Consider the following 22,298-nt stretch of genomic DNA (forward strand, 5'->3'; position numbering starts at 1 on the left):
AAAAACATTCCGTTTATCCGCTCACATTGTTATTTATCGTTTTTTTAGAGGCGAAGGTCTTTGCCGTAGCCCATTTTGAGCTCCGTACGGCGACGGACGACCATCTCGTTAAATAGGTCTGTCAGGCTGTCCTCTATGGTAATCATGGGTTTCCAACCGATGCTCGAAATTTTTGTCGGGTCGCCAATCAAGAGCGGAATGTCGTTGGTGCGCTCGAAAATCGGGTCGAACCGGAAATCGACGCTGACACCGGCGATGTCTACCAGCATTTCGACGAGTTCACGGAACGTGTACGATTTTCCACAGCAAATGTTGTACACTTCCCCGGAGGGGGCGGTGTCCAGGATTTGGATCATTCCGCGGGCAACATCGCGTACGTCGACCACGTCGCGGCTGATGTCGAGGCTGCCACTGTACACGACCGGCTCGGCTCCGTAATACTTGATTTTTACGAGCTGGTAGGTAATGGAGGGAATGGCAAAACGGCGGCTATGGTGCGGCCCTGTGAAGTGGAACGGACGCACGAATACGATGTGGAGCCCGTGGGCGTTGCGGAACTGGTTCCCAAGCAGTTCCATGCAGGCCTTGGATGTCGCATAAGGCGTAAGCGGGTTGGGAAGGTCGGTCTCTTTATGCAGATAAGTTAACTGCTGGTCTGTCCGGCCATAAATTTCGCTACTGCTCAAGAGCATGATTTTTGCTCTGGGGACGATTTGGCGAGCGGCTTCCAAGAGCGTCTGCGTGCCGAGCAGGTTGATGTTTAATGTTTCGTAAGGCTTCTTGTAGCTGAGCCCTACCGAGGACTGGCTTGCCAGATGGTAGATGTGCGTGGGCTGTACTGCCTGCATCATCTCGAGAACTTCTTTGAAGTTGAGTAGATTGCCCGTAAGGTATTCCACTCCGTCGACTTTTTGCCAAGGTTGCGGCTGTTCGTCGCTAAAGCTAAAAAGTTCGCATGTTCCGTTTAGGCTGGACAATATGTGGAAGCCGAGGGCTCCTGTTCCGCCTGTGACTAAAATACTCATACACTGCAACTCCCCTGGATTGCTTTCCAGGATTTTTCGACAATCGCTTTGTCGATGTTGACCACCTTTTCGACGGTCCCAATTTTTGTGGGTAAAATATAAACTCGTTTGCCCTTGGAGGCTTTTTTGTCGATGGACATGGCTTCCCATGCGGCTTCGGTATCGATAGCGAATTGTTTCGGGAATCCAAGAGCGTCCAAAAGGGCATTTTGCCTTGCTTCGGCGGCGCCATCCAGCTTGCCCAGCAATACGGCGGCCCTTGCCGCGACGCGCATGCCGAGGCTGACGGCGATGCCGTGGCTGAACTTTTCGTAGTGGGTCAGTTTTTCGATAGCGTGGCCGAAGGTGTGGCCGTAATTCAGGATGGCTCTCAGCCCGTTTTCCTTTTCGTCGATGCCGACGACTTCTGCCTTGATTTGGCAACTGCGGAAAATCAGGTGTTTGAGCGTTTCGAAATCGTGAGCCTTTATCTGGTCTACGTTATTTTCCATGTAGGCAAAGAAATCTTCGTCGTAAATCACGCCGTATTTGACGATTTCGGCAAGGCCTGCCAAATATTCGTTTTCGGGCAGCGTGCTCAAGACGGCAATATCGCAGACAACGGCTTTGGGCTGGTAGAATGCCCCGATCATGTTCTTGCCTTCGGGGTGGTTCACGGCGACTTTACCGCCCACGGAACTGTCGACCATCGAAAGGAGCGTTGTCGGGAATTGGATAAACGGGATGCCGCGCTGGTAGGTAGCTGCACCGAAACCGGCCATGTCGCCCACGACGCCACCGCTCATTTGCAAAAGGCAACTCTTGCGTGTGTAGCCCCTGTGCAGCATAAAACTGAACAGTTGGTTCAGGTTGTGCAAAGTCTTGTTGCGCTCGCCGGCCTGGAACTTGAAAATGGGGCAGTGTCTGGCTTGCCCGCGCAGTTCGGCGAGCTTCTGGTGCTGGGCCTTCGCGATAGAAGTGTCCGTGCAGATGAGGAATTCGTATTCGTCCGAAAGGTGGAGGCCTTCGAGCATGGCACCTGCTGCGGGGATGATGTTCCTGCCGATAAAGATGGGGTAGCGCCCGCCTTCGCTGGGGTAGACATCCAGTGCGTGGTTTTCCCAGAAGCGCAGCATGTGCAGGATATGCTCGATGACAAGCCCTTCACTGCTTTCGTTGGAACTTTCAACGCTGAAGTCGGCACAGGCGTAGTTCTTTTCCCTTTCCTTGAGCATCACCTTGATTTTTGCAAGGCGTTCCTCGTCGCCCAGGTTCGCGAGCAGCGGGCGGGTGTTCTTGCGTCCGATGCGCTCCGAAAGGACTTCGGGTTTGGCCCACAGGCGAATGATTGTGCCGTTTTCGCGGATAATCTTGAGGTTTTCAGGTTGTGTGAGCGCCCCGCCACCAAGGGATATTACGTGCGGATTGTTGCTTTCGACAATCTCGGCGATAACATCGTGCTCCAGTTTGCGGAATGCGGCTTCGCCGTCCTGTTCAAAAATTTCGTTGATGGACTTTCCTGCGCGTTCCACAATGACGTTGTCCGTGTCGATAAACGGGCGACCCAGACGTTCGGCCAGGGATCGGCCGGTACGGCTCTTGCCGCTGGCCATGAATCCGGTGAAGAATAAATGCTTTTTCATCTTAATCCTGTAATCCCTTGCGCATGATGTTCACGAGGAAACTTGTTGTTTGGTTTGCGGTCTCTGCGGGAAACCACTTTTTGAAACTTTCGAGGCCCTGGTGGACCAGCATGCCCTCGCCGGTGACAACCTTGCATCCCTTGGCTTCGGCCATTTGCAAAAGTTTTGTACGCGGAGGCGTGTAGACGATGTCGCAGACCACTTGGCTACTGTGCAGGCATTCTGCCGGGAGCGGGCTTTCGTCGATGTTGGGGCTCATGCCCACCGATGTCGCGTTGATAATGATCTTGTTGTTGGCAGACACGTCGGCAAATTCGGAGAAGGTGACCACTTGGACTCCATCGCCAAGCCCCTTGGCCAGCGCTTGGCCCTTTTCTCTGCTGCGACAGACGATGGTGAGCTTGTTATGCTGTTCTATGAGTGTGTAGGCGATGGCTTTGGCGGCACCGCCGTTCCCGAGCAGGGCGACTGTCGTGTTGCTTGGTTCTACGCCTTGTTCTTCTAAGTTACGAATGCAGCCGTACGGGTCGGTTGTCGTTCCGCAAAGGGTGCCACCGACAATTCCGTCTTTCCAGTAGAGCGTGTTCACGCTGCCCGTGAAGCGGCTAATCGGGGAGAGTTCGTCGACGAGTCGAGGTTCCCCCGTCTCTGCATCGACGAATTGAGTCTTGTACGGTATGGTAACGTTTGCGCCGCGAAACTTCATGGCGCGGAAGCCTTTTATGGCGTCTGCGAAATTTTCTGGTTCGGGGGCGTAGGGTAAATAAGCCGCATTGATGCCGAGAGCGCCAAATAAGGCGTTGTGCATGGCGGGCGATTTGCTGTGAGCGACCGGGTGCCCGAAGATGCAAAGCGTTTCAGTCTTTCCGTTTATGAAAGCCAATATATCCTCACTATGTCTTTCCCACCTGGGGAAAAACTCTAAATAAATCCATTACAAAGATATATTATTCTTGAATGAAGAGGATACCCCTAACCACTAACCACCAACCACTAACCACTATTCATTGACCACTAGCCACAATTTCTATATTTGGGGGCGATGAAATTACCCGTAGTTTGCATTATCGGACGTCCGAACGTAGGGAAGTCCTCCTTGTTTAACCGCATCCTTGGCCGCAGGGCCGCCGTGGTGAGCGACCGCGACGGTGTGACCCGCGACCGCCATTACCAGAATGCGAACTACAAGGGCCATGAGTTTGTCGTCGTGGATACCGGCGGATTCCTGCCGGATGATTCCATCGACGTCCTTGCGGATAGTGTCCGTAAGCAGATTTTTAATGCCGTAAACGAATCGGACCTGGTTCTTTTCATGGTGGATGTCCGCGTGGGCATCACCAAGCTCGACCAGCAGTTCGCCCGCCTTGTCCGCAAGCTCGACAAGAAGGTCATCCTGGTCGCGAACAAGAGCGAAAACCAGCGTGACCGTCAGGAAAGCTATGAATTCTTGAAGCTCGGCTTTGGCCAGCCCCGCACTATCAGTGCGCTGACGGGTTACGCCTGCCTGAGCCTTTTGGACGAGGTCATCGCCGTGCTGCCGACGCCTGTGCTCGGCGAACGCCGCGAAGAACGCCCCATCCGCTTTGCCATCCTTGGCCGCCCGAATGCCGGCAAGAGCACTCTGCTGAATTGCCTCATGCGCGAGGAACGCGCTGTGGTTTCCGATATTCCCGGAACGACCCGCGACTCCATCGATTGCGATTTCGTGGTGGACGGGCAGAAGTTCGTGGTGACCGATACGGCCGGGCTCCGCAAGAAGGCCAAGGTCGAAGACGAGGTGGAAACGTTCAGCAACATGCGCACGCTCGAAAGTATCCGCCGTTCCGACGTGTCTGTGCTGATGGTGGATTGCACCCGTGGCATGGAAATCCAGGATTACCGCATCATTACCGAAATCCGCAAGGCGGGCAAGGGTCTTGTGGTCGTCTTGAACAAGTGGGACATCCTTCCGAACAAGAACGACAAGTCCTTCGACCACATGGTGAAAGATTTCCTTGAACGCGAGCCGATGCTCGAATACGTGCCCATCATTTCGATAAGCGCCAAGGAAGGTCAGCGCGTGAACCGCGTCATTCAGGCCATCCAGACGGTCTATGCCAACTGCCGCCGCGTGCTGGGCCGCGACCGCGTTGCCGAAAGTTTTGCGAATTTCTTGCAGGAAAAGGCTCCCCCGAGCCACAATGCCCGCGTAGTTGCGCTGACCCGCGCCTGCCAGATTATGGTGGAGCCGCCCGTCATCGCTATCGAGACCCGTACCCCGGAACTGGTGGACGAGTCGTACAAGCGTTACTTGCTCAAGAAGTTTTATGAGGAATTCCAGCTGCAGGGCGCTCCCCTCCGCTTGAATTTCGACCAGAAGTTAACCCTCAGAAAGGATGAAGAACTTGCACAGTTTACTGAGTCTTCCAATAGCGTACTTGCTGGGGTCGATCCCCAGCGCGATCTGGATAGCAAAACTCGCAAAAGGCCGCGCGTTCGACATTAGGGACTACGGCTCCAAGAATGCGGGGCTCACTAATACGTTCCGCGTGTTGGGCTGGAAGCCGGCACTTCCTGTGGTGTTCTTGGATTTGGTCAAGGGTTTCCTGGGCCCTTGGATTGCCATGAAGTTGTGCGAAATGCAGGTGGCCGCCGGTGGCGCTGACTATTCGCACTGGGTTCCGCTGGTGGCGGGCATTCTCGTGATTCTCGGGCACAGCTTCACGTGCTTTGCCGGGTTCCGTGGTGGCAAGGGCGTGCTTGCCGCGCTAGGCGTGTTCCTGGCTCTTTGCCCGATCACAGCCCTCACTTGCTTTGGCGTGTGGGTCGTGCTGACGGCCTCGACGAAGTACGTTTCTGTCGGGAGTATCGGTGCTTGTATAGCTCTTGCCGTCATTTCGACGCTCGGCTATTTTGAAATGCCGTTCCCGCCGGAAAAGATTAACGAAGGCCTTTGGATTACGTGCCTTCTTGTGGCCGTTTTCGTGATTGTGAAGCACAAATCCAACATCAAGCGCCTTTTGAACGGCACCGAGAATGGATTTGGCAGCAAAAGGAAAACCCCGAAGGCGTAAATATTGTAGATTGTATAAAAACAGTGATTAGTAAACAGTGGTTAGTAGACAGTAGATTGCCAATTGCGACGAAGTCGCCCTAACCACTAGTCACTAACCACTAACCACTTTTTAGGAACGATATTATGAAAGTAACTGTACTTGGAACTGGTGGATGGGGCCTGACTCTTGGTCAGGTGGTTTATGAGAATAAGTGCGATGTCTCCTTCTGGACGAACTCGCAGGCCGAAGTCGATCTGCTTTCGACGGAGCACCAGTACAAGGACAAACTCCCTGGCGTGATTTTCCCGGCGGATTTCAAGTACACGACCGACATGAACGCGGCTCTTGAAGGCTGCGACATGGTGCTTATCGTGGTGCCGTCCCAGTTCATGGGCGGTGTCGCCAAAAATTTGGGCAAGTGGACCCCGGCCAAGGGCAAGGAGCCCGTGGTCGTGTGCGCGACGAAGGGCATTCTCGAAGGCACGAACCAGCTGATGAGCGAAGTGCTCCTCGAAAACGTGCCTTGGCTTACCGACGACAAGATGGTCGCTTTCAGCGGTCCGTCTCATGCCGAGGAAGTTAGCCGTCATATCCTTACGGCCATCGTGGCGGCAAGCGTGAACGAGGAATCTGCAAAATTCGTGCAGAAGGTGATGAGCTGCTCTTACCTGCGCGTTTATAGTTCTACCGACATCGTGGGTGTGGAACTCTGCGGTTCTGTGAAGAACGTGATTGCGATTGCTTCTGGCGTGCTCTACGGCCTCGAGGCGAGCGGCAAGTACAAGATTGGCGATAATTCCCGTGCCGCTATTTTGACTCGCGGCCAGGCCGAAATGTGCCGTCTGGGCAAAGCGCTCGGTGCAAATCCCGAAACGTTTGCTGGCCTTGCCGGTATGGGCGACCTTATCGTGACCTGCCTTTCGCAGCATAGCCGTAACCGCTACGTGGGCGAACACATCGGCAAGGGCGAAACCATCGAACAAGTTCTCGCTGGCATGAAGATGGTGGCTGAAGGCGTGCCCACCTGCAAGAGCACCAAGGCACTTGCCGACAAGCTCGGTGTCGAGATGCCTATCGTGAATGCCGTCCATGCGCTCCTCTTCGAGGGCAAGAATGTGGACGACGTTATCAAGGCCATGTGGGGCCGCGAACTCAAGGAAGAAGTCTGGGGATAGTGAGAGTGAGTAGGAAGTAGACTGTAGGAAGTAGACAGTAAACTGTCCTACCTCCTACCTCCTACTGCCATCACCACTGCGCCTTGCGATGCTTGGAACAGCAGGGGCAAGTAGCTGAGCAACGTCGATGCGAGAACGATGTCGGCTGGGATGCCGAGCAACCCGGTGTATAGGCTTACCTGCACGTTTTCGCGAATGCCAATTCCGTTGATTGAAATGGGGAGCATGGTAAAGGTCACCATGATGGTGGTGAAAACCGTAATGACAGCGATGTCCACATCGACTCCTACTGCGCGGAAATAGGCATAGTGGATGATGATGGTGACAATTTGAAGCCAAATGGAATCTAACCCCGATAGGAGGAACGCCTTGGGGTATTTCCTGTAGATGGCGAAAGCTTGTTGCAGTTTGAGCAGGAATGGAACCTTGTTTGATACGATTTCGGGTATCTTTATCTTGTCTGAAAACAGGCCACCGAAGATGATTCCTGTGGCAATAATTGCGATAATGCTTACGGTAATCGTGTACGATTTGGGGATGTTGTATTGAATCATCACGAAGGGAAACGCGATGAAAAAGCTAAGGAACATGGCGAGAAGCCCCATGACACGCGAAATGGCTATGGCGGCTACAGAATTTGCCGTGTCCCCGAATTTACGGCCAAAAGCGATTGTTTTGACGGCATCCCCTCCAAAACCGCTAGGAAGAAGGTTGTTGAAAAAGTATCCTAGTGCAATATATGCGTAAAATGTCCGAAATTTGACTTTTTCCCCTTTTTCGAGCAGGAGCCCGCGCCAGCGGTTGGCTTGAATTGCCATTAGAATGACTGTCAAGAATAAAATAAGGAGCAACCAGGGGAGTGTAGTGGCTTTCCAGTGGCTAATGGCGTCAAAAAACGGGATTTTCATGAATATGTAGGTGATTCCACCGACTGTAACAGCAATTTTTACTGCTGTGAACAGCATTTTTACCCATTTTTTTTGGTTGACGTCTTGCATGGACCTAATATAATATATATATTCACAGTTGGGGAGCTCATTAAGGTAAAGGAGCGAATTTATGAGAAAACAAACTGCGATTTTTGCTATAGCTTCTGTTGCAATAGCTGGATTGTTTGGTTGCTCTTCAGAGACGGAAAGTTCTACATCGCCTCTGGCTACAACGGTAAAAACACAACTGCCAGGCGAGGTCCTTTCGGACGATGTTCTTTCGGACGAAGTCCTGTCTGACGAAATTCTTTCGGTAAACAAACTTGAAGCAAAGGCCCATTTGGCTAAGTTTAGGCGTTCTGTGGTTGATTCCAGGCGCTTTAAGGCTTCAACGTCCGAAGAAACCGAAAATGCAACTATTGAAATTGACTCTTCGCTTCAAAATGGAAATTTTGCGGTTGATGCAGATGTGACGGTCGAAGATGATTCGACTTACACGGTTGCTTCTGCTGGTGTCGAAGACGATGCCTTTGCATGGATTATCCAAGTTGAAGAAGGTGCGGTCGTTTACTCCTGGCGCGAAGACGCAGGCAAGGAATGGCACAAGTTCAAAACCGAAAAGTTCTGCAAAAAGAACGGCGTCAACAATGTCCGTGTGGAACGTGCCGAAACGATGGTCGTTGTATTTGTGAACGGTGAAATTGTCGCTGCTTTCGATGATGAAGTCAAGGGCTCCTTCAAGGTTAAAGGTACGCTCACGATTGGTTTCGACACGAAAGAAGAGGGCAAATGCCATTGCGAAAACGGCCACGTGGAACAGATTGGCGTAGAAACCGTTGACGAAATGGATGAAGAACTCGTCATCGATACCACCGACATTGTTGTTGAACCCCAGGTGGTGGATTCCACGGAAAAGCCTGCTGACGAGTGGATCGCAGAATGGAATTTCAATGATTCCGCTGCTGTCGGCTTGGATGCAACCGGTAACGGCCATGATGCTGCCATTGGCGAAGGCTCTGTGCCGTCTGTAGATGGTATTGCCAGCTTTAACGGACGTTCTGGATTTATGGTGGATCTTGCCGAAGATCTCAATATCAATGAGTTTGTCGTTGAAGCCCGTGTGAAGCCGACCCAGTTCGGGACGATGCAGAACATTATCGTTGCCGAGCCTCCTGGAAGGGGCGTCGATGGCTGGCAGCTTCGCATTGACGAAGGTGTCTTGACGGTTCATCTGCGTGATACCGACAAGGATGGCGATGACTGGAGCATTTTCCCGGGCAAGAGAATGGCTCTTGGCGAGTGGAGCGAAATTCGCCTCGAACGCAATGCCGACAGTGTCAAGCTGTTCCAGGATGGCGAACTTACGGTTGCCGTTGCTTATGTGGGTGACTTGACGCAGATGAGCTACGATTGGAGCATCGGTTACGATGGTATGCAGCAGGCCTTCCATAACCGCTATTTCATTGGCGAAATGGATTACGTCCGCTTTGGCAAGTTCACTAGCTTTAGCGCTGGCTCTGTGGCCGCTAGCTCTGAAAGACTGTTGGCGGCTTGGGAATTCAATGAACCCACGTTTGTCGGGCTCGACCGCATGGCGAACAATTCTACGCATTACGTTGTCGGTTCCGCTGGTATTACCGATACTGCCGTTATTCTTGATGGTAATTCCGGCTTGCAGGTTCCGCTTTCTAAGGTGTTCATGCGCAATACCTTTGCCGTTGAAGCTCGCGTAAAGCCGACTCAGTTCGGCGGCATGCAGAATATCGTGGTGGCCGAACCTCCCGGACGCTATGGCGACGGCTGGATTGTCCGCCTGGATTCTGGTGCCTTGACGGTGCATTTCCGTGACGAAGAAGTTGACGATACGACTTGGAACGTCCTGAAGGGTGCAAAGCTTGATCTGGATGAATGGACTACAATCCGTGTCGAACGTACTGCCGATTCGATCAAGGTGTTCCAGGATGGCAATCTCACTGCGAGTGCCGCTGCTGTAGGCGACGTTTCTCAGTTGGGCTATAACATTGGCATCGGATACGATGCGATGAAGCAGGCTATTAACGATCGCTACTTTGTCGGCGAAATCGACTATATCCGCTACTATGGCCTGTAACATCCGGCTAAGCGTTTAAGCTATATTTAAGGGACCTTATCGGTCCCTTTTATTTTTGAGTGATTATGAAAATTGATGTCGGTATAATCAATTATAATGGCGGTGCTGAACTGACAGCATGCGTCAAGAGTCTATTGGTGCAGTCGGAACCTGTACGTGTTTTTGTTTTTGACAATGCTTCAATGGACGATTCCATTCATACTTTAAGGGCCCAGGGACTTGATTGCAAAATAATCGAAAGCGGCAAAAATTTGGGCTATGCGGGCGCCTGTAACGGGCTCCTTGAAAATATGGATGCCGACATTCAGGTGCTTTGCAACATGGATTTGGAATTTGATCCCGCATGGGCTTCGAATTTGCTGAAGTGTTTTGAACGCCACCCAGAAGCGGGCTCTGTTGCAAGCCTTGTCATGGAAAAGAGCGGTGTCGTGAATGCGGTAGGGGTCCAGTTTGGGCCAGACCTTTTTGCGAAAAACGAGGCGAGTGGTTTGAATATCGCCGAAGCGGATGTGCGCGAAAAAGAGGTGTTCGGTTGCTATGGTGCCGTGATGAGTTTCAGGAAAGAGGCTGCCGTGGCTGCGGGCAAGATGGATGCGAGTTTCTTTTTGTTCTTTGAAGAGACGGAATGGTATTTCCGCCATAACCTGGCCGGTTTCAAGACGGTCTTTTGCCCCGATGCGAAAGTCTATCACGAACGTTCCATGACGACGGTGCGCTATTCTCCGCGGAAACTGTTCTATTCGGAACGGAATCGCTTGCGTACGGCAGTTCGCCTGTTGCCTTGGAGTGATGTGTTCAAGTTGCCGTTCCTCGGATTCGTTCGTTACCTAAAAATGGCAAAGGGAGGTGTCCCAGGCCAATCCGGTGACGGGAAAAAACTTTCGAAAGTTTCTATATGCACGGCTCTATTCAAAGCGTGGTTCCAGGCCTTCGTGATGTTGCCAAAGGAATTATTGATTCGCATGAAATACCGTCGTCAATTTGGTAAAGTCAGCGCAGTCGTCAGCAATATACTTAAGACGTATCCCGTTGATAAGTAAGGGGTTAGGCGCAAGGCACGAGCAGTGAGCGATGAGTCTTTGAGAGACTAGAGAATAGAGACTAGGGGCTAGTGAAAAGAATCACGCACTTCGTGCGTCAATATAAGACGGCGAAGCCGTGATATTTCTCCCTAGATACTAGCCTCTAGACCCTAATCACTTCCTACTGTCTATTTCCTACTTCCTCGCGCCTCAAAGCGACCGAAGGTCGCGACCCCATACCTCAAAGGCGCAACGCGCCGACCTCATACCCCCTAGCCCCTAGATTCTAGTCCCTAGCCCCTAACTACTATTTACTAAATTGCAGTCATGCCCTTTGTTCACCTGCAAGTCCATTCTGAATTTTCTGTTTTGCAGTCGTCTGCGCGTCTAGACGACATTCTTGCCGCCGCCGCTGCCGACAATGCACCTGCTGTCGCCCTCACTGACCATGGTGCTATGTTTGGCATCCTGGAAATCCAGACCCGTGGCAAGGACTTGAACAAAAAACGCAAGGAACAGGGGCTCCCGCCGGTAAAGACGATTTACGGTTGCCATGTCTACATTGATTCCTCGAGTGCAAGCCAGAAGGATCCGACGACTTTTGAACGATTGACGCTGCTTGTCGAAAACGAAAAGGGTTATTACAATCTGCTGCGCATCGTGAGCTACCGCTACGAAGAGAGCGAACGTTGGGCGGAAATTCCCTCGGTGCCTTTGGAGGTGGTAAAGCAGTTCAAGGAAGGCTTGATTGCCATTGCTGGCGATTTCTTTAGCCGTTACGGGCAGAACGTGGCTGCGGGCCGCAACGCTATGGCGCGCGAATACATGGATTCCCTGGACAAGATTTTCGACCGCGAACATCTGTATTTGTCTGTATGCGACAACGGGGTTCCCCAGCAAAAGCTGGTTAACGATTTCAATGTGCAACTGGCTCAGGAAATGGGGCGCGAGGTTGTGGCCGTGGCTGATGTCCATTACATCAAGTCCGAAGATGCCATGGCCCACAAGGTGTTGCGTTGCATCTCGCTCAAGTCCACCCTGAACGATTTCACGGATAAGCGTTTTCCCACAGACCAGTTCTATTTCCGCAGCGAAGAGGAAATGGTCAAACTGTTCGGTCACATCCCGGGTGCCATCGAGAATACGGTGAAGATTGCGGAACGTTGCAATTTTACCGTGAAGACGGGTATCGGCGACGAGTTCTGGCCGCGATTCAAGATTCCCGACGAGTTTCTCGCTTCTGAGGAATACCAGACAATCAAGGGGTACATGAAGGCCGAATACGATGCCGAGTACCCGGTCATCCGCGAACGCGAACTGAAGGGCGTCATCAAGGACAAAAAGAAAAAGGTCACGGAGCAATATTGTGCCGAGAAGGGTATTGAACCCGATGCGCTTACCGACGAAGACAAGGCGGAAATTGAACGACTCTCTTCGCCGGAATTTTTCAACGACGACGACAACAAGGCTTGGGACAAGAATACGCATCGTTGGTGTAAACCGGGTGGCGATGCGGATATATATATAACGCACCTTTGTAACGAGCGCCTCAAGTGGCGTTTCCCCGACGAAGATTTCAAGTTCCCCGCGCACGAGACCGATGTGGCCAAGCGCATGTACAAGGAACTGAACTGTATCCGCAACATGAACGTGGCGGGCTACCTCCTGATTGTGTGGGACTTTATCAACTGGTCCCGCGAACATGGAATTCCGGTGGGGCCGGGACGTGGTTCTGCGGCAGGCTCGCTTGTCACTTACATTATCGGCATTACCGACATTGACCCGCTCAAGTTCGATTTGCTCTTTGAACGTTTCTTGAACCCGGAACGCGTGAGCATGCCGGATATCGATACCGACATCGCAGATAGGGACCGTGGCCGCGTCATCCAGTACGTGACGGACAAGTACGGCCGCGATTGCGTGGGCCAGATTATTACTTATGGCATGCTCAAGTCGAAGGCGGTGATTACTGACGTGGCCCGCGTGCTGGGGCTCCCGCCTGCAGAGGCGAAAATCATCACCAAGCTGTTCCCGCAGCGCACGCTGAACTTTAGCCTCAAACAGGCTTGGACCGGCAAAGACAAGAAGGGCAACAATCTCGAAGACGGTTATAGCCCTGAACCTTTGCAGGCGATGATTAACAGCCGTGCGAGCTACCAGAACCTTTGGAATATCGCGCTTACGCTCGAAGATTTGCCGCGCCAGACGGGCGTGCACGCTTGCGGCGTGGTGATTACGCCGACCCCGATTTATAACTTGGCTCCGCTTTACCGAGCCGCTCCCGCTGATACGCCGGTGGTGATGTACGACAAGCATTACGCCGAAGACATCGGGCTTTTGAAAATGGACTTCCTTGGCCTCATCAACTTGTCCATCATCCAGGACACGGTGAACATGGTCAAGAAGAATCGCAAGATTGACCTGGACATGGGCCATATTCCGCTCGATGACAAGAAAACCTTTGACCTGCTCGGCAAGGGCATGACGACTACGGTGTTCCAGTTCGAATCGCCGGGTATGCAGAAGTATCTGCGCGAACTGAAACCGACGCGAATCTTTGACTTGATCGCTATGAACGCCTTGTACCGTCCGGGGCCCATTGAACAGATTCCGCACTTCATTGCGCGTAAGAACGGCAAAGAAGAAATCGACTGTTACCATCCTGACCTGGAACAGGTTTTGGGCGAAACGTACGGCGTGATTGTGTACCAGGAACAGGTGATGAAGCTGGCCCAGATTCTGGGCGGCTACACGCTGGGCGGCGCTGACAATATTCGCCGTATCATGGCCAAAAAGATGCCCGAGAAGATGGCAAAGCTCGAACCGGAATTTTTCGAGAAGTGCCTTGCGAAGGGCTACGACCGTGCCATGATCCAGAAGGTCTGGGATGCGGTGCTCCCGTTCTGCGGTTACGCATTCAACAAGAGCCATGCGGCGGCCTACGCATACGTGGCTTACCAGACGGCTTATTTGAAGGCTAATTACGGCCCCGAATACATGGCCGCTTCGATGACATCGAAGATGGGCAAGACAGAAGACATTGTGACCATCATCCAGGAATGCAAACGCTTGGGAATCGAGGTCGTGTCGCCGAACATCAACTCCTCGTACGGCGTGTTCACGGCGAACGAGGATGGACGGATTTTGTACGGGCTTGCCGGTATCCGTAATGTGGGCCTCGCCGTTGTCGAAGACGTGGTGGCCGAGCGCGACCGTCGCGGCAAGTACAAGGATATTTTTGACTTCTGCAAGCGCGTCGTGGAATACCAGGGCATGCAGAAGGAAAAACGTCCACCGCTCAACAAGAAGGTGATGGAATGCCTTATCATGGCGGGCGCCTTGGACGATTTGCCGGGGAGCCGCGCCGTGCAGTTTGCGACTGTGGACCGTGCGCTCGAAGTGGCTGCCCACTGCCAAGAAGACAAGGCCAAGGGGCAGGTTTCGCTGTTCGACTTGGGCGGCCCCGAGACTATCCAGAATATGGCGGAGACGCTCGAAGAAGCGGAAGAATGGACTGCGATGGAAATGCTCAACAAGGAACGCGATGTGCTGGGCCTGTTCCTTTCGGGGCACCCGCTCGACGAGTTCCGCCCGGAGCTTTCCGGCTTTACCACGTGTAGCCTTGCCGAGGATGAACTGAAAAAGAAAATTGGCCACGGTGTTTGCGTTGGCGGTGTCGTCACGATGATGCGCTCTATCGAAACAAAGAAGGGCGATACCATCGGTGTCGGCAAAATCCAGGATTTCCACGGCGACATCGAACTGTTCTTCAAGAAGGACATTTGGCAAGACCTCCGCGACAGCGTCTCGGAAGACGACCGCGTGCTTGTCCAGGGCCAGCTGGAGCAGAAGCGGGACCGCGAAAAGAACCTCACCGATGAATTCCAGGTGATTGTCGACAAGGTGGTGCAGCTCGACCGCGTCCGCGAAAGCATGGTGAAGTACGTGCATATAACGCTCTATTCCATGATGCTTACGGATGATTTCCTTGCGAAAATGGAAGAAGGCCTTGCGCGCTTCGAACCGTTTGTCGAAGGGACCGGCTGCGAAATCGTTTGCCATATCGAAACGGAATCGCGCTATGAACACGCCCTGACGCTGAAAAAGTCCAAGGTGGAATACAGCCCAGAATTGCTGAAGTGGCTCAAGCAAGATTTGGGCGTCGTCAAGTTCTGGGTTTCGAACAAGGTCCGGTAGGTTTTATGGATGCCCCCGGTGGAAAGCCTTTTGTCCTTTTTTGTGCGGGCGAGGATTCCGGGGATATCCTGGGAGAATCGTTTGTCCGTGAGGCTGTAGAGGCCGACTGGGGCGCTTTTGGAGCGGGCGGCCGCCGCATGGAAAGTGCAGGGCTTAATCCGCTCGTCAATTTTGAACACCTCCCTGTATCTGGTTTTGGCGACGTATTGGCAAGTTGCGGAACTTTGCGCAAGGATTTCGAAGTGCTCCGCTCTGCCCTTTGCAGTCCGCAATGCCTTGCGTTTGTGGCTATTGATTATCCCGGATTCAACATGAAACTGGTGCGCCTAGCAAAACGACTGGGGAAGCCCATGCTGTATGTCGCGCCGCCGCAAATTTGGGCCTGGAAACCTGGTCGGGCGAAACAACTCCGTGGGATTCCTCTGGCTGTCTTTTTTGATTTCGAGGTCGATGCCTACCGCAAGCATGGCTGTGAGGCTCGGCTGATGCGGCATCCCTTGGCTCTTGCACCGCAACTTGCAAGGCAACCGGCTAACAGTGCGGGCGAAGTGCTCCTTTTGCCGGGGAGCCGTCTTGCTCAGGCAAGGCGGAATATCCGCACTTTCCTGAAACCGGCTTTAGACTCGGCGTATCATATAGGCGGGGGTAAAAGCGTGACGATTCTTGCCGCGAGGGAATCGCTGTGTCGCCCGTTTACAGAAATAGTCGACAATCTTGCCCTAAAAAAAACGCCGTGTGAAGTGAAAATAGAAGTGATTCCCGCCAGTACGGAGGAACGGCTCGAGCGGTATTCGCGGGCTTCGCTCGCCTTGGTTTGCCCTGGAACGGCTACGCTTGAGGTGGCTTTGGCGGCGACTCCGATGGTCATTTGCACGAAGCCAGATTTGTTGACCTATGCGCTTGGGAAGATACTCGTCCGTTCCAAAAACTTTGGCCTCCCGAACCTGATTGCTGGAGAGCCTTTTTACGAAGAATTTATTGCACCGCCTTTTGCGAATTCAAACGATGTGGCAAAGCGCGTCCTAGACGCATGCCAAAAGGCTGTATTACAACCATTAGACGTTGTTATACGGACGATAAGGTCGAAACTTTCTGGGGGCATCGCTGCCCGCGAGTTAATGCTTGAATTTCTTGGACAGTTCGTCGAGGGAAAGTCGCATTAACGTCGGTGTGCCGTAGGGCGATTTGAGCGGGTCGTCCATTGTCATGAGCTGGCTTACGAGCATCGCCATTTCTTCGGGCTTGAGCTTGTCGCCTGCTTGGTAAGCGTTCGTCTTGGCCCAAGACTTCGCGATGGTGTCCTGAATTTTGACCATGTCGTTGCGGTCCCCGCCGCTGACACTATCCAAAAATTCGTGGACGGCCTTGGTTGCCCTAGAAAGCGATAGCGCACTCGGGATGGCGCGGATTTGGAATGTGTCGCCACCGAAATGCTCGATGTAGAACCCAAGGTGCTTGAGGTCTGCCTCTACGGAATGGAAAAGTTCCTGCTCCAATTTCGAGAACTCGATGAGTTCGGGGAACAGGAGCTCCTGGCTTTCCAGTGCCGCTCCCGAAGCAAGAGTCTCCAGTGCTTGCTCGTAGAGAATGCGTGAATGCGCTGCATGCTGATCGATGATGAGCAGGCCTTCGGCATCTTCGCCTGCGATGTAGGTGTTTGCCACCTGGAAAAATGTGGGCGGCGCCCAGGGCTGTTCTTGTTGGGGTACTGCGGTTTGTACAGCCTGCTGCCCTGGTTCCAGCGAGATGATTTTCCCGAGTTCCGGCTGCGAGAAAAGGTCTTGTACGGTGTCATCTTCTGCGGTGTATTTGGGCGGCTTGCGTTCGGCGAGTTTGAAGCTGTCTTGCGAGGGCATCTTCTGGCTCATGAAGCCAACGTCGGTGTGAAAACTTTCTGGGGAAGCCCCGGTAGAGTGATTGGTGAAGGTCTCGTATTTTTCGTCGGACAGGTCGATGATGGGGGAGGATGCCTCCATGGCGGCCTTGAATGTTTCGCGGATGGCATGCGTCACGACGAGGAATACCAGGTTCTGGTTGGCGAACCGGATCTCGCGCTTGGCCGGGTGGACGTTCACGTCGAATTCCATGTCGGGCATGTCGAGGAACAGCACCGTGACCGGCTTGCATTGCGCTCCGTAGGGCTCGTATGCCTGCGAGACGGCTTTGCCAATCAGCTTGCTTTCGAAGGGGCGGTTCCGCATGAACAGGAACTGGTGGTGGCGCTTGCCGTTAGTCTCGGTGACAGGGGAGATATAACCGGAAACGTGGATCTGCGCTTCGGTGTAGTCGACAGGCAAGAGGTTTTTGGCAACGCCCGAACCGATGGCTTCGGCGAGGCGGTTCTTGAGTTCTCCCGGGACTCCGATGAATACGGACTTGTCTCCTACCTTGTAGTCAAAGCGGATTTCGGGGTGCGCGACGGCTGCTCGGATGACCACGTCCAAGACGCGGGTCCCTTCGGAGGTGTCGCTGCCGAGGAATGTCCTGCGGACAGGCGTGTTGAAGAATAGGTCTTCGATGAGGAACGTCGTCCCCCGGCTTGCCTGGATGTCTTGCTTTTCGACGACTTCTCCGCCTTTCAATATGATTCTGCCGCTTTCGCCATCGTCGGTGGCGCTGGTAATCGTCATTTTGGATATGGCGGCAATCGATGCCACGGCTTCGCCACGGAAACCGTTCGTGTGCAGGTGGAAAAGGTCGTCTGCACTATGCAGTTTGGATGTCGTGTGGCGGAGGTAGCAAATGTCGAGGTCGGCTTGTCCCATGCCTTTCCCGTTGTCCGAAACGAGAATTTTTGCCTTCCCGCCCTGCTCAATCTGGACTTGAATACGGGTCGCTCCCGCATCTATGGCGTTTTCAATAAGTTCCTTTACGGCGGATGCAGGGCGCTCAATAACCTCTCCGGCGGCAATTTTATTGATGATTTCGTCGGGTAATTGGTGTATTTCGGCCATTTTCATGACAAAAATATAGACAAAATCGGTTGTTTCTACAAAGTTTTGCTACATTTTGCCAAACAAAAGTTCTAGGTACGAGGTACAATTATGGTATCCAATCTGTTTCTTCAATTGATTCACATTGAACTTCTCCTTTCCTATTCCGTCAAGGAAATTCTGACGTTGGTGAAGAGAGATCCTCGCTTTAATGTGAAACTTCTGAACGATCTCTACTTTGGAGATTCCGTTATCGATGAAGAAACCCACCGTTTCATCGCGAACAATGTCGTTTCGTGGTTGTATGAGCGAGGGGAGAATCCGGATGAGTTCATCGAACGCATCGTCAAGCGTTGTTCGGATTTCGAGGCAATCCCGTCTCGGTGCGTCCTGCGTACCTACCTGCCTTATATTTCATCCTTCTATTCTTGCAAGGATGTCCGCGAACTCTGCCTGGAAATCATACCGAAACGTTACCAATTTCTTAAACAGGCGGCCGTACTACGTAACGAGGTCGTGGCTGAAAATCGCGAGATGCTTTTCACTTATAAGTTCGATACTCCGAGTGCTCTGGTGTCCAACCCGATGCGCTGGATTATCGGTATGTTCCGCGTCGGCCCGCTTCTTTTGGGGACTCCGACCTACGAACACATGAACTTCCTCGCCTCGCAGACCTCGTTTATCGAAGCCATGGAAAACCGCCTGCCTGTTGAAATGAGGGATGGTGATGTCTATGTCAACGGCGAAGTCGTCGGCAAAAGCACCCTCTTTGGTGAGTGCGTGAAAAAGTGCGGCATCAAGTGGGAAGATGAAAGAGAATTGGAAATCGGTTGCGTACTGGCAACCAAGGATGTCATTGACCCGAAAACGAAAACGGTCCTTGCCAAGGAAGGCTGCTTCTACGGTGCTCCGGCAAACATCCTCGATGTGAAGTTCAAGGCGAATATCAGTTGTGTCGAACCGTTCATCAAGTTGATGAACTCTGTCGTCAAGCAGGAGTTCGAGGCTTGGCAGCCCATCCAGAAGGCGCAGGAACAGCTCCTCGACGCCATGAACGATTCCGTGACCATTGTTTATTACAAGAGCGATGATTCCATCTCTGTGAACAGCAAGCACCTCATGCGCAACGTTCCGGCTCGAATCCTTCGCAACCTGCTTCGCGAATACACTGCGACCGGTCGTGAAGAATACGAGAACCGCGAATTCAAGCGCGACTCGGCTATCTGCATGGATCCGCTCCGCCCGAATTTCGAAAGCCGCTTGAACCGCGTCATTGCCCACATTAACGGCACCGACGACAAGGACGGCAAGGAAAACGAAGGCGTGAAGAAGTACTTCGAAATCGAACGTCACCGCCGCGGCGGCTTCCGTTTTGTTCCGAAATGCAAGATTGTTTTCCGTGAAGAATAGTGAAAAAAAACGAACTTTGAAAACAAAAATTGACGTATTTAAAATCGTTGTTTCAAATAAGTAAAATAAAATATCCGTCAATTTGTTTTTTGGCTATATTCTAGGTCGTGAGCAGGTGAAAGGTAAATCCTTATACAACTTTATCGTTGCTCCCCTCCTGATAAGTTCAAGGTTCTGTAATCTCTCATATTTTCTCCTTCTTAGGAAAGGGCTCTCGCAAGAGGGCCCTTTCTTTTAGTTCTTCTTTTGTATGTAGTTTCGCGCGATGCCGCAAATGCCTGCAAACAAAAAGCTCCGCGCATAGCGCGGAGCCTTTAAACACTCTAGCCTCTAGATCCTAGATTCTAGCCCCTTATCTCCTTCTCTCCGCCATCTCTTTCTTCAAGATGTCCATGACAGCGCCGAGGTCTGCCGGAGCCTTGAACACGGGGTTCGCGAACTTGGAGCAGATGTTCTCGAGCTTCTTTTCGTGGTAGCCAACCTTGAATTCGGTGAACTTGAGGCCGTGTGCCGTGCTGATGACGACCACGTTTTCTTCCTTGTCGATCTTGCCTGCGGCAACGAGCTTTTCGAGGGCGCCGAGAGCGACACCCGTATGCGGGCAGCAGTAGAGGCCGATGCGGTCGCCGCGGTGGGCGGCGTTGGCGAGTTCTTCTTCGGAGACGCTCACGACCATGCCGTTCGTCTTCTGGATGGCGCGTACTGCCTTCGGGTAGCTGACCGGGTTACCGATCTGGATGGCAGAAGCGAGAGTCTTCTTCGCCTGCACCGGGACGAGCTTGTCGAAGCCGCGTTCGTAGGCCTGGAAGAACGGGTTCGCGTTCTCGGCCTGGGCGACGATGATGCGCGGGATGCGGTCGATAAGGCCCATGGCCTTGCAGTCTTCGAAACCCTTGGCCAAAGCACTGACGTTACCGAGGTTGCCGCCCGGGATAATCACGGTGTCGGGAACCTTCCAGCCCAATTCCTGGCAGATTTCCGGAGAAATCGTCTTCTGGCCTTCTACGCGGAGGCTGTTCATGGAGTTGGCGAGGTAGATGCGGTTGTCGGCGGTGACCTGCTGAACAATCTTCATGCAACCGTCAAAGTCGGTGTCGAGGGCGAGCACGATGCTGCCGTTGGAAATCGGCTGGATCAGCTGGGCAACGCTCGTCTTGCCGGCGGGCAAAAAGACGATGCTCGGGATGCCGGCCTTGGCGCAGTAGGCGCTCAAAGCGGCGGAGGTGTCGCCGGTAGAGGCGCAGGCCACGGCGTCAATTTCGTGAATCCTCTTCTTGATGATATGGTTCACCTGGCTCACGAGAACCGTCATGCCGAGGTCCTTGAAGCTACCCGTGTGGGAGTTGCCGCAAAGCTTGACCTTGAGGCTCTTGATGCCCATTTCCTTGGCGAGCGGGGCGGCGTCAAAGAGCGGGCTCCAGCCTTCGCGCATCGTCACGATGTCTTCGATGGGCATGTCGGGGAGCACCATTTCGCGCTTGCTCCAGATACCGCTCATGTCGGCGGGTTCGAAGCTCATGCGGCGTTCGGCGAAGAGTTTCTTCCATTCGTCGGGGCTCTTGCTGGCGAGTGCTGCACGGTCGTGTTCGACTTCGAGCAGGCTGCCGTCCACCTTGCTGCGGTAAATGACGTCGGTCAGCGGGTAGGTATCGTCCCCGTTGATGTTCCTAAAATGCGCGTTAAATTGGGCCATAGTTTCCTCTTGATTTTTACGAGGGTAAAGATAGTATTTTAGGGGCTAGAGACTAGGGGCTAGAGGCTAGTTTTTAGAGCCTATGCCGGGGTATTTGTCGTGTCTGCTGGTGTGCTGGTGGAGTCTGCCGGAGCCGCTGTGCTGTCCGCCGGTGTTTTTGTGCTGTCGGCCTGGACTTCGGCGGCTTTGCAGTCCTTGATGGCCTTGTCGACTTCTTCGCGGATGGAGTCCAGCTTTGTCTGGTAACGCGGGTTTACGGTCGTGTCACCGTCGCAAATCTGGGTCATCGCGTATTTCCCCTCGTTGTTGTACGGGAACGAACGTTTTACACAGTTTCGCAGGTTGCTGGTAAGGGTTTCACCTGCTGCCACAAGGCTGTCCAGTTTCTCTTCCTTGCTGCGCAGAATCACTCTGTTCTTGGATATGAAATCTGTTTTTTGACAAAGCGGAGAGGGCGCCGCTGAACTGCTGGATGCCTCGCTGGAACTGCTATTGAATAAACTGTCGTACTCGTCGTTTGTATAAACTAACCCGTCCTTTGTCTTTAAATTTATATAACTATTGCCGTTGGAACACTCATATGTATATTCGTAATCTGGCCAGTAGTTCACACAGGAATAACCAATTCCGTAAAGGGGAGCAAAGGCAACATCTGTGCAATAGTCCAGAGTGTCTTCGATTTGAATCAGTTCTTCGATTGACAGTGTTGTGTTGGATTGCAACTTGGTTTCTTGGGAGGAGCACAAGATGTCTGTGGACTTGGGCTTGTCCACGCAATGGGTGCCGAGAAATCTTTGTTCTCTCGTACAGGTTACGCTTGTGTCGCTGGCGAGCTTGAATTGCTCGCCGCTGCTGCTGGAAACGTCCCCAGTCGGAGCCGAGGATGACGATTCGGGAGAACTGCTAGATATCCCTTTGGCAGGGTCGGAACCGTTTGTGCTGCTCGATTGTAGCAGGGCGTCTCTGGAACTGCTTGATTCCGAGGCGGGTTCGTTGATGTTGATGGGTTGCGTGTTGTCTTCGCCGCAGCTGGCCCAGAAGAATCCCGTGATAATCAAAATGGATTTTCTTAAGAAAGATCTGAATTTCATGGCGGCCTCGGGATGTTGTTGATTGTCTATGGTTAATATATGTTTTTGTGTTTTGA

At 52.8% G+C, this 22,298-nt stretch carries 15 protein-coding genes; 8 read left to right on the forward strand and 7 right to left on the reverse strand.

Features of this window, described 5'->3' with window-relative positions:
- Positions 1-44: 44 nt before the first annotated feature.
- The 3 genes from Q0Y46_RS00190 to aroE are packed head-to-tail and all read right to left on the reverse strand — an operon-like array spanning position 45 to position 3,530.
- On the reverse strand, positions 45-1,025 hold the full coding sequence (locus Q0Y46_RS00190) for a GDP-mannose 4,6-dehydratase (protein ID WP_297943543.1): 981 nt from the start codon (positions 1,023-1,025) through the stop codon (positions 45-47).
- Complete coding sequence (aroB, locus tag Q0Y46_RS00195) at positions 1,022-2,647, reverse strand: 3-dehydroquinate synthase (protein ID WP_297943546.1); 1,626 nt, start codon at positions 2,645-2,647, stop codon at positions 1,022-1,024. The genes Q0Y46_RS00190 and aroB overlap by 4 nt, the downstream gene beginning before the upstream one ends.
- Position 2,648: 1 nt before the next feature.
- Complete coding sequence (gene aroE, locus Q0Y46_RS00200) at positions 2,649-3,530, reverse strand: shikimate dehydrogenase (protein WP_297943549.1); 882 nt, start codon at positions 3,528-3,530, stop codon at positions 2,649-2,651.
- A 159-nt stretch (positions 3,531-3,689) separates the two neighbouring features.
- Between aroE and der the strand changes: the two genes are divergently transcribed.
- From der to Q0Y46_RS00215, 3 genes are all read left to right on the forward strand, one after another.
- Positions 3,690-5,132 carry a ribosome biogenesis GTPase Der gene (gene der / locus Q0Y46_RS00205; RefSeq protein ID WP_297943552.1) on the forward strand — a complete coding sequence of 481 codons (1,443 nt, stop codon included), beginning with the start codon at positions 3,690-3,692 and terminating at the stop codon, positions 5,130-5,132.
- Positions 5,065-5,700 carry a glycerol-3-phosphate 1-O-acyltransferase PlsY gene (plsY, locus tag Q0Y46_RS00210; RefSeq protein ID WP_295678362.1) on the forward strand — a complete coding sequence of 212 codons (636 nt, stop codon included), beginning with the start codon at positions 5,065-5,067 and terminating at the stop codon, positions 5,698-5,700. The genes der and plsY overlap by 68 nt, the downstream gene beginning before the upstream one ends.
- Positions 5,701-5,825: 125 nt before the next feature.
- Positions 5,826-6,857 carry an NAD(P)H-dependent glycerol-3-phosphate dehydrogenase gene (locus Q0Y46_RS00215; protein ID WP_297943554.1) on the forward strand — a complete coding sequence of 344 codons (1,032 nt, stop codon included), beginning with the start codon at positions 5,826-5,828 and terminating at the stop codon, positions 6,855-6,857.
- Positions 6,858-6,904: 47 nt separating this feature from the next.
- Here Q0Y46_RS00215 and Q0Y46_RS00220 read toward each other — a convergent pair whose 3' ends face one another.
- Positions 6,905-7,855, reverse strand: coding sequence for a lysylphosphatidylglycerol synthase transmembrane domain-containing protein (locus Q0Y46_RS00220; RefSeq protein WP_295678366.1), 951 nt, complete (start codon positions 7,853-7,855; stop codon positions 6,905-6,907).
- A gap of 61 nt (positions 7,856-7,916) precedes the next feature.
- Here Q0Y46_RS00220 and Q0Y46_RS00225 point away from each other — a divergent pair, with 61 nt between their 5' ends.
- The 4 genes from Q0Y46_RS00225 to Q0Y46_RS00240 all read left to right on the forward strand — a co-directional run bounded on the left by Q0Y46_RS00225 (position 7,917) and on the right by Q0Y46_RS00240 (position 16,278).
- Positions 7,917-9,896, forward strand: coding sequence for a LamG-like jellyroll fold domain-containing protein (locus Q0Y46_RS00225; RefSeq protein ID WP_297943557.1), 1,980 nt, complete (start codon positions 7,917-7,919; stop codon positions 9,894-9,896).
- A 65-nt stretch (positions 9,897-9,961) separates the two neighbouring features.
- The gene (locus Q0Y46_RS00230; protein WP_295678370.1) at positions 9,962-10,936 is read left to right on the forward strand and encodes a glycosyltransferase family 2 protein; all 975 of its coding nucleotides are present in this window, start codon (positions 9,962-9,964) and stop codon (positions 10,934-10,936) included.
- Positions 10,937-11,245: 309 nt separating this feature from the next.
- Entirely contained in the window at positions 11,246-15,115 is a 3,870-nt protein-coding gene (gene dnaE / locus Q0Y46_RS00235) for a DNA polymerase III subunit alpha (protein ID WP_297943559.1), read from the forward strand.
- A gap of 5 nt (positions 15,116-15,120) precedes the next feature.
- Positions 15,121-16,278, forward strand: coding sequence for a lipid-A-disaccharide synthase (locus Q0Y46_RS00240; protein ID WP_297943562.1), 1,158 nt, complete (start codon positions 15,121-15,123; stop codon positions 16,276-16,278).
- Here the strand turns inward: Q0Y46_RS00240 and mutL are convergent.
- The gene (gene mutL, locus Q0Y46_RS00245; RefSeq protein ID WP_297943565.1) at positions 16,231-18,075 is read right to left on the reverse strand and encodes a DNA mismatch repair endonuclease MutL; all 1,845 of its coding nucleotides are present in this window, start codon (positions 18,073-18,075) and stop codon (positions 16,231-16,233) included. The genes Q0Y46_RS00240 and mutL overlap by 48 nt on opposite strands.
- Before the next feature lie 84 nt (positions 18,076-18,159).
- Between mutL and Q0Y46_RS00250 the strand changes: the two genes are divergently transcribed.
- Positions 18,160-19,458 carry a hypothetical protein gene (locus tag Q0Y46_RS00250; RefSeq protein ID WP_297943568.1) on the forward strand — a complete coding sequence of 433 codons (1,299 nt, stop codon included), beginning with the start codon at positions 18,160-18,162 and terminating at the stop codon, positions 19,456-19,458.
- Positions 19,459-19,810: 352 nt separating this feature from the next.
- Here Q0Y46_RS00250 and thrC read toward each other — a convergent pair whose 3' ends face one another.
- Both thrC and Q0Y46_RS00260 read right to left on the reverse strand, forming a co-directional pair.
- Entirely contained in the window at positions 19,811-21,151 is a 1,341-nt protein-coding gene (thrC, locus tag Q0Y46_RS00255; RefSeq protein WP_297943571.1) for a threonine synthase, read from the reverse strand.
- An 80-nt stretch (positions 21,152-21,231) separates the two neighbouring features.
- Positions 21,232-22,242 carry a hypothetical protein gene (locus Q0Y46_RS00260; RefSeq protein WP_297943574.1) on the reverse strand — a complete coding sequence of 337 codons (1,011 nt, stop codon included), beginning with the start codon at positions 22,240-22,242 and terminating at the stop codon, positions 21,232-21,234.
- Positions 22,243-22,298 lie beyond the last annotated feature (56 nt).

Origin of the sequence: uncultured Fibrobacter sp., assembly GCF_947305105.1 — a bacterium.
GTDB lineage: Bacteria > Fibrobacterota > Fibrobacteria > Fibrobacterales > Fibrobacteraceae > Fibrobacter.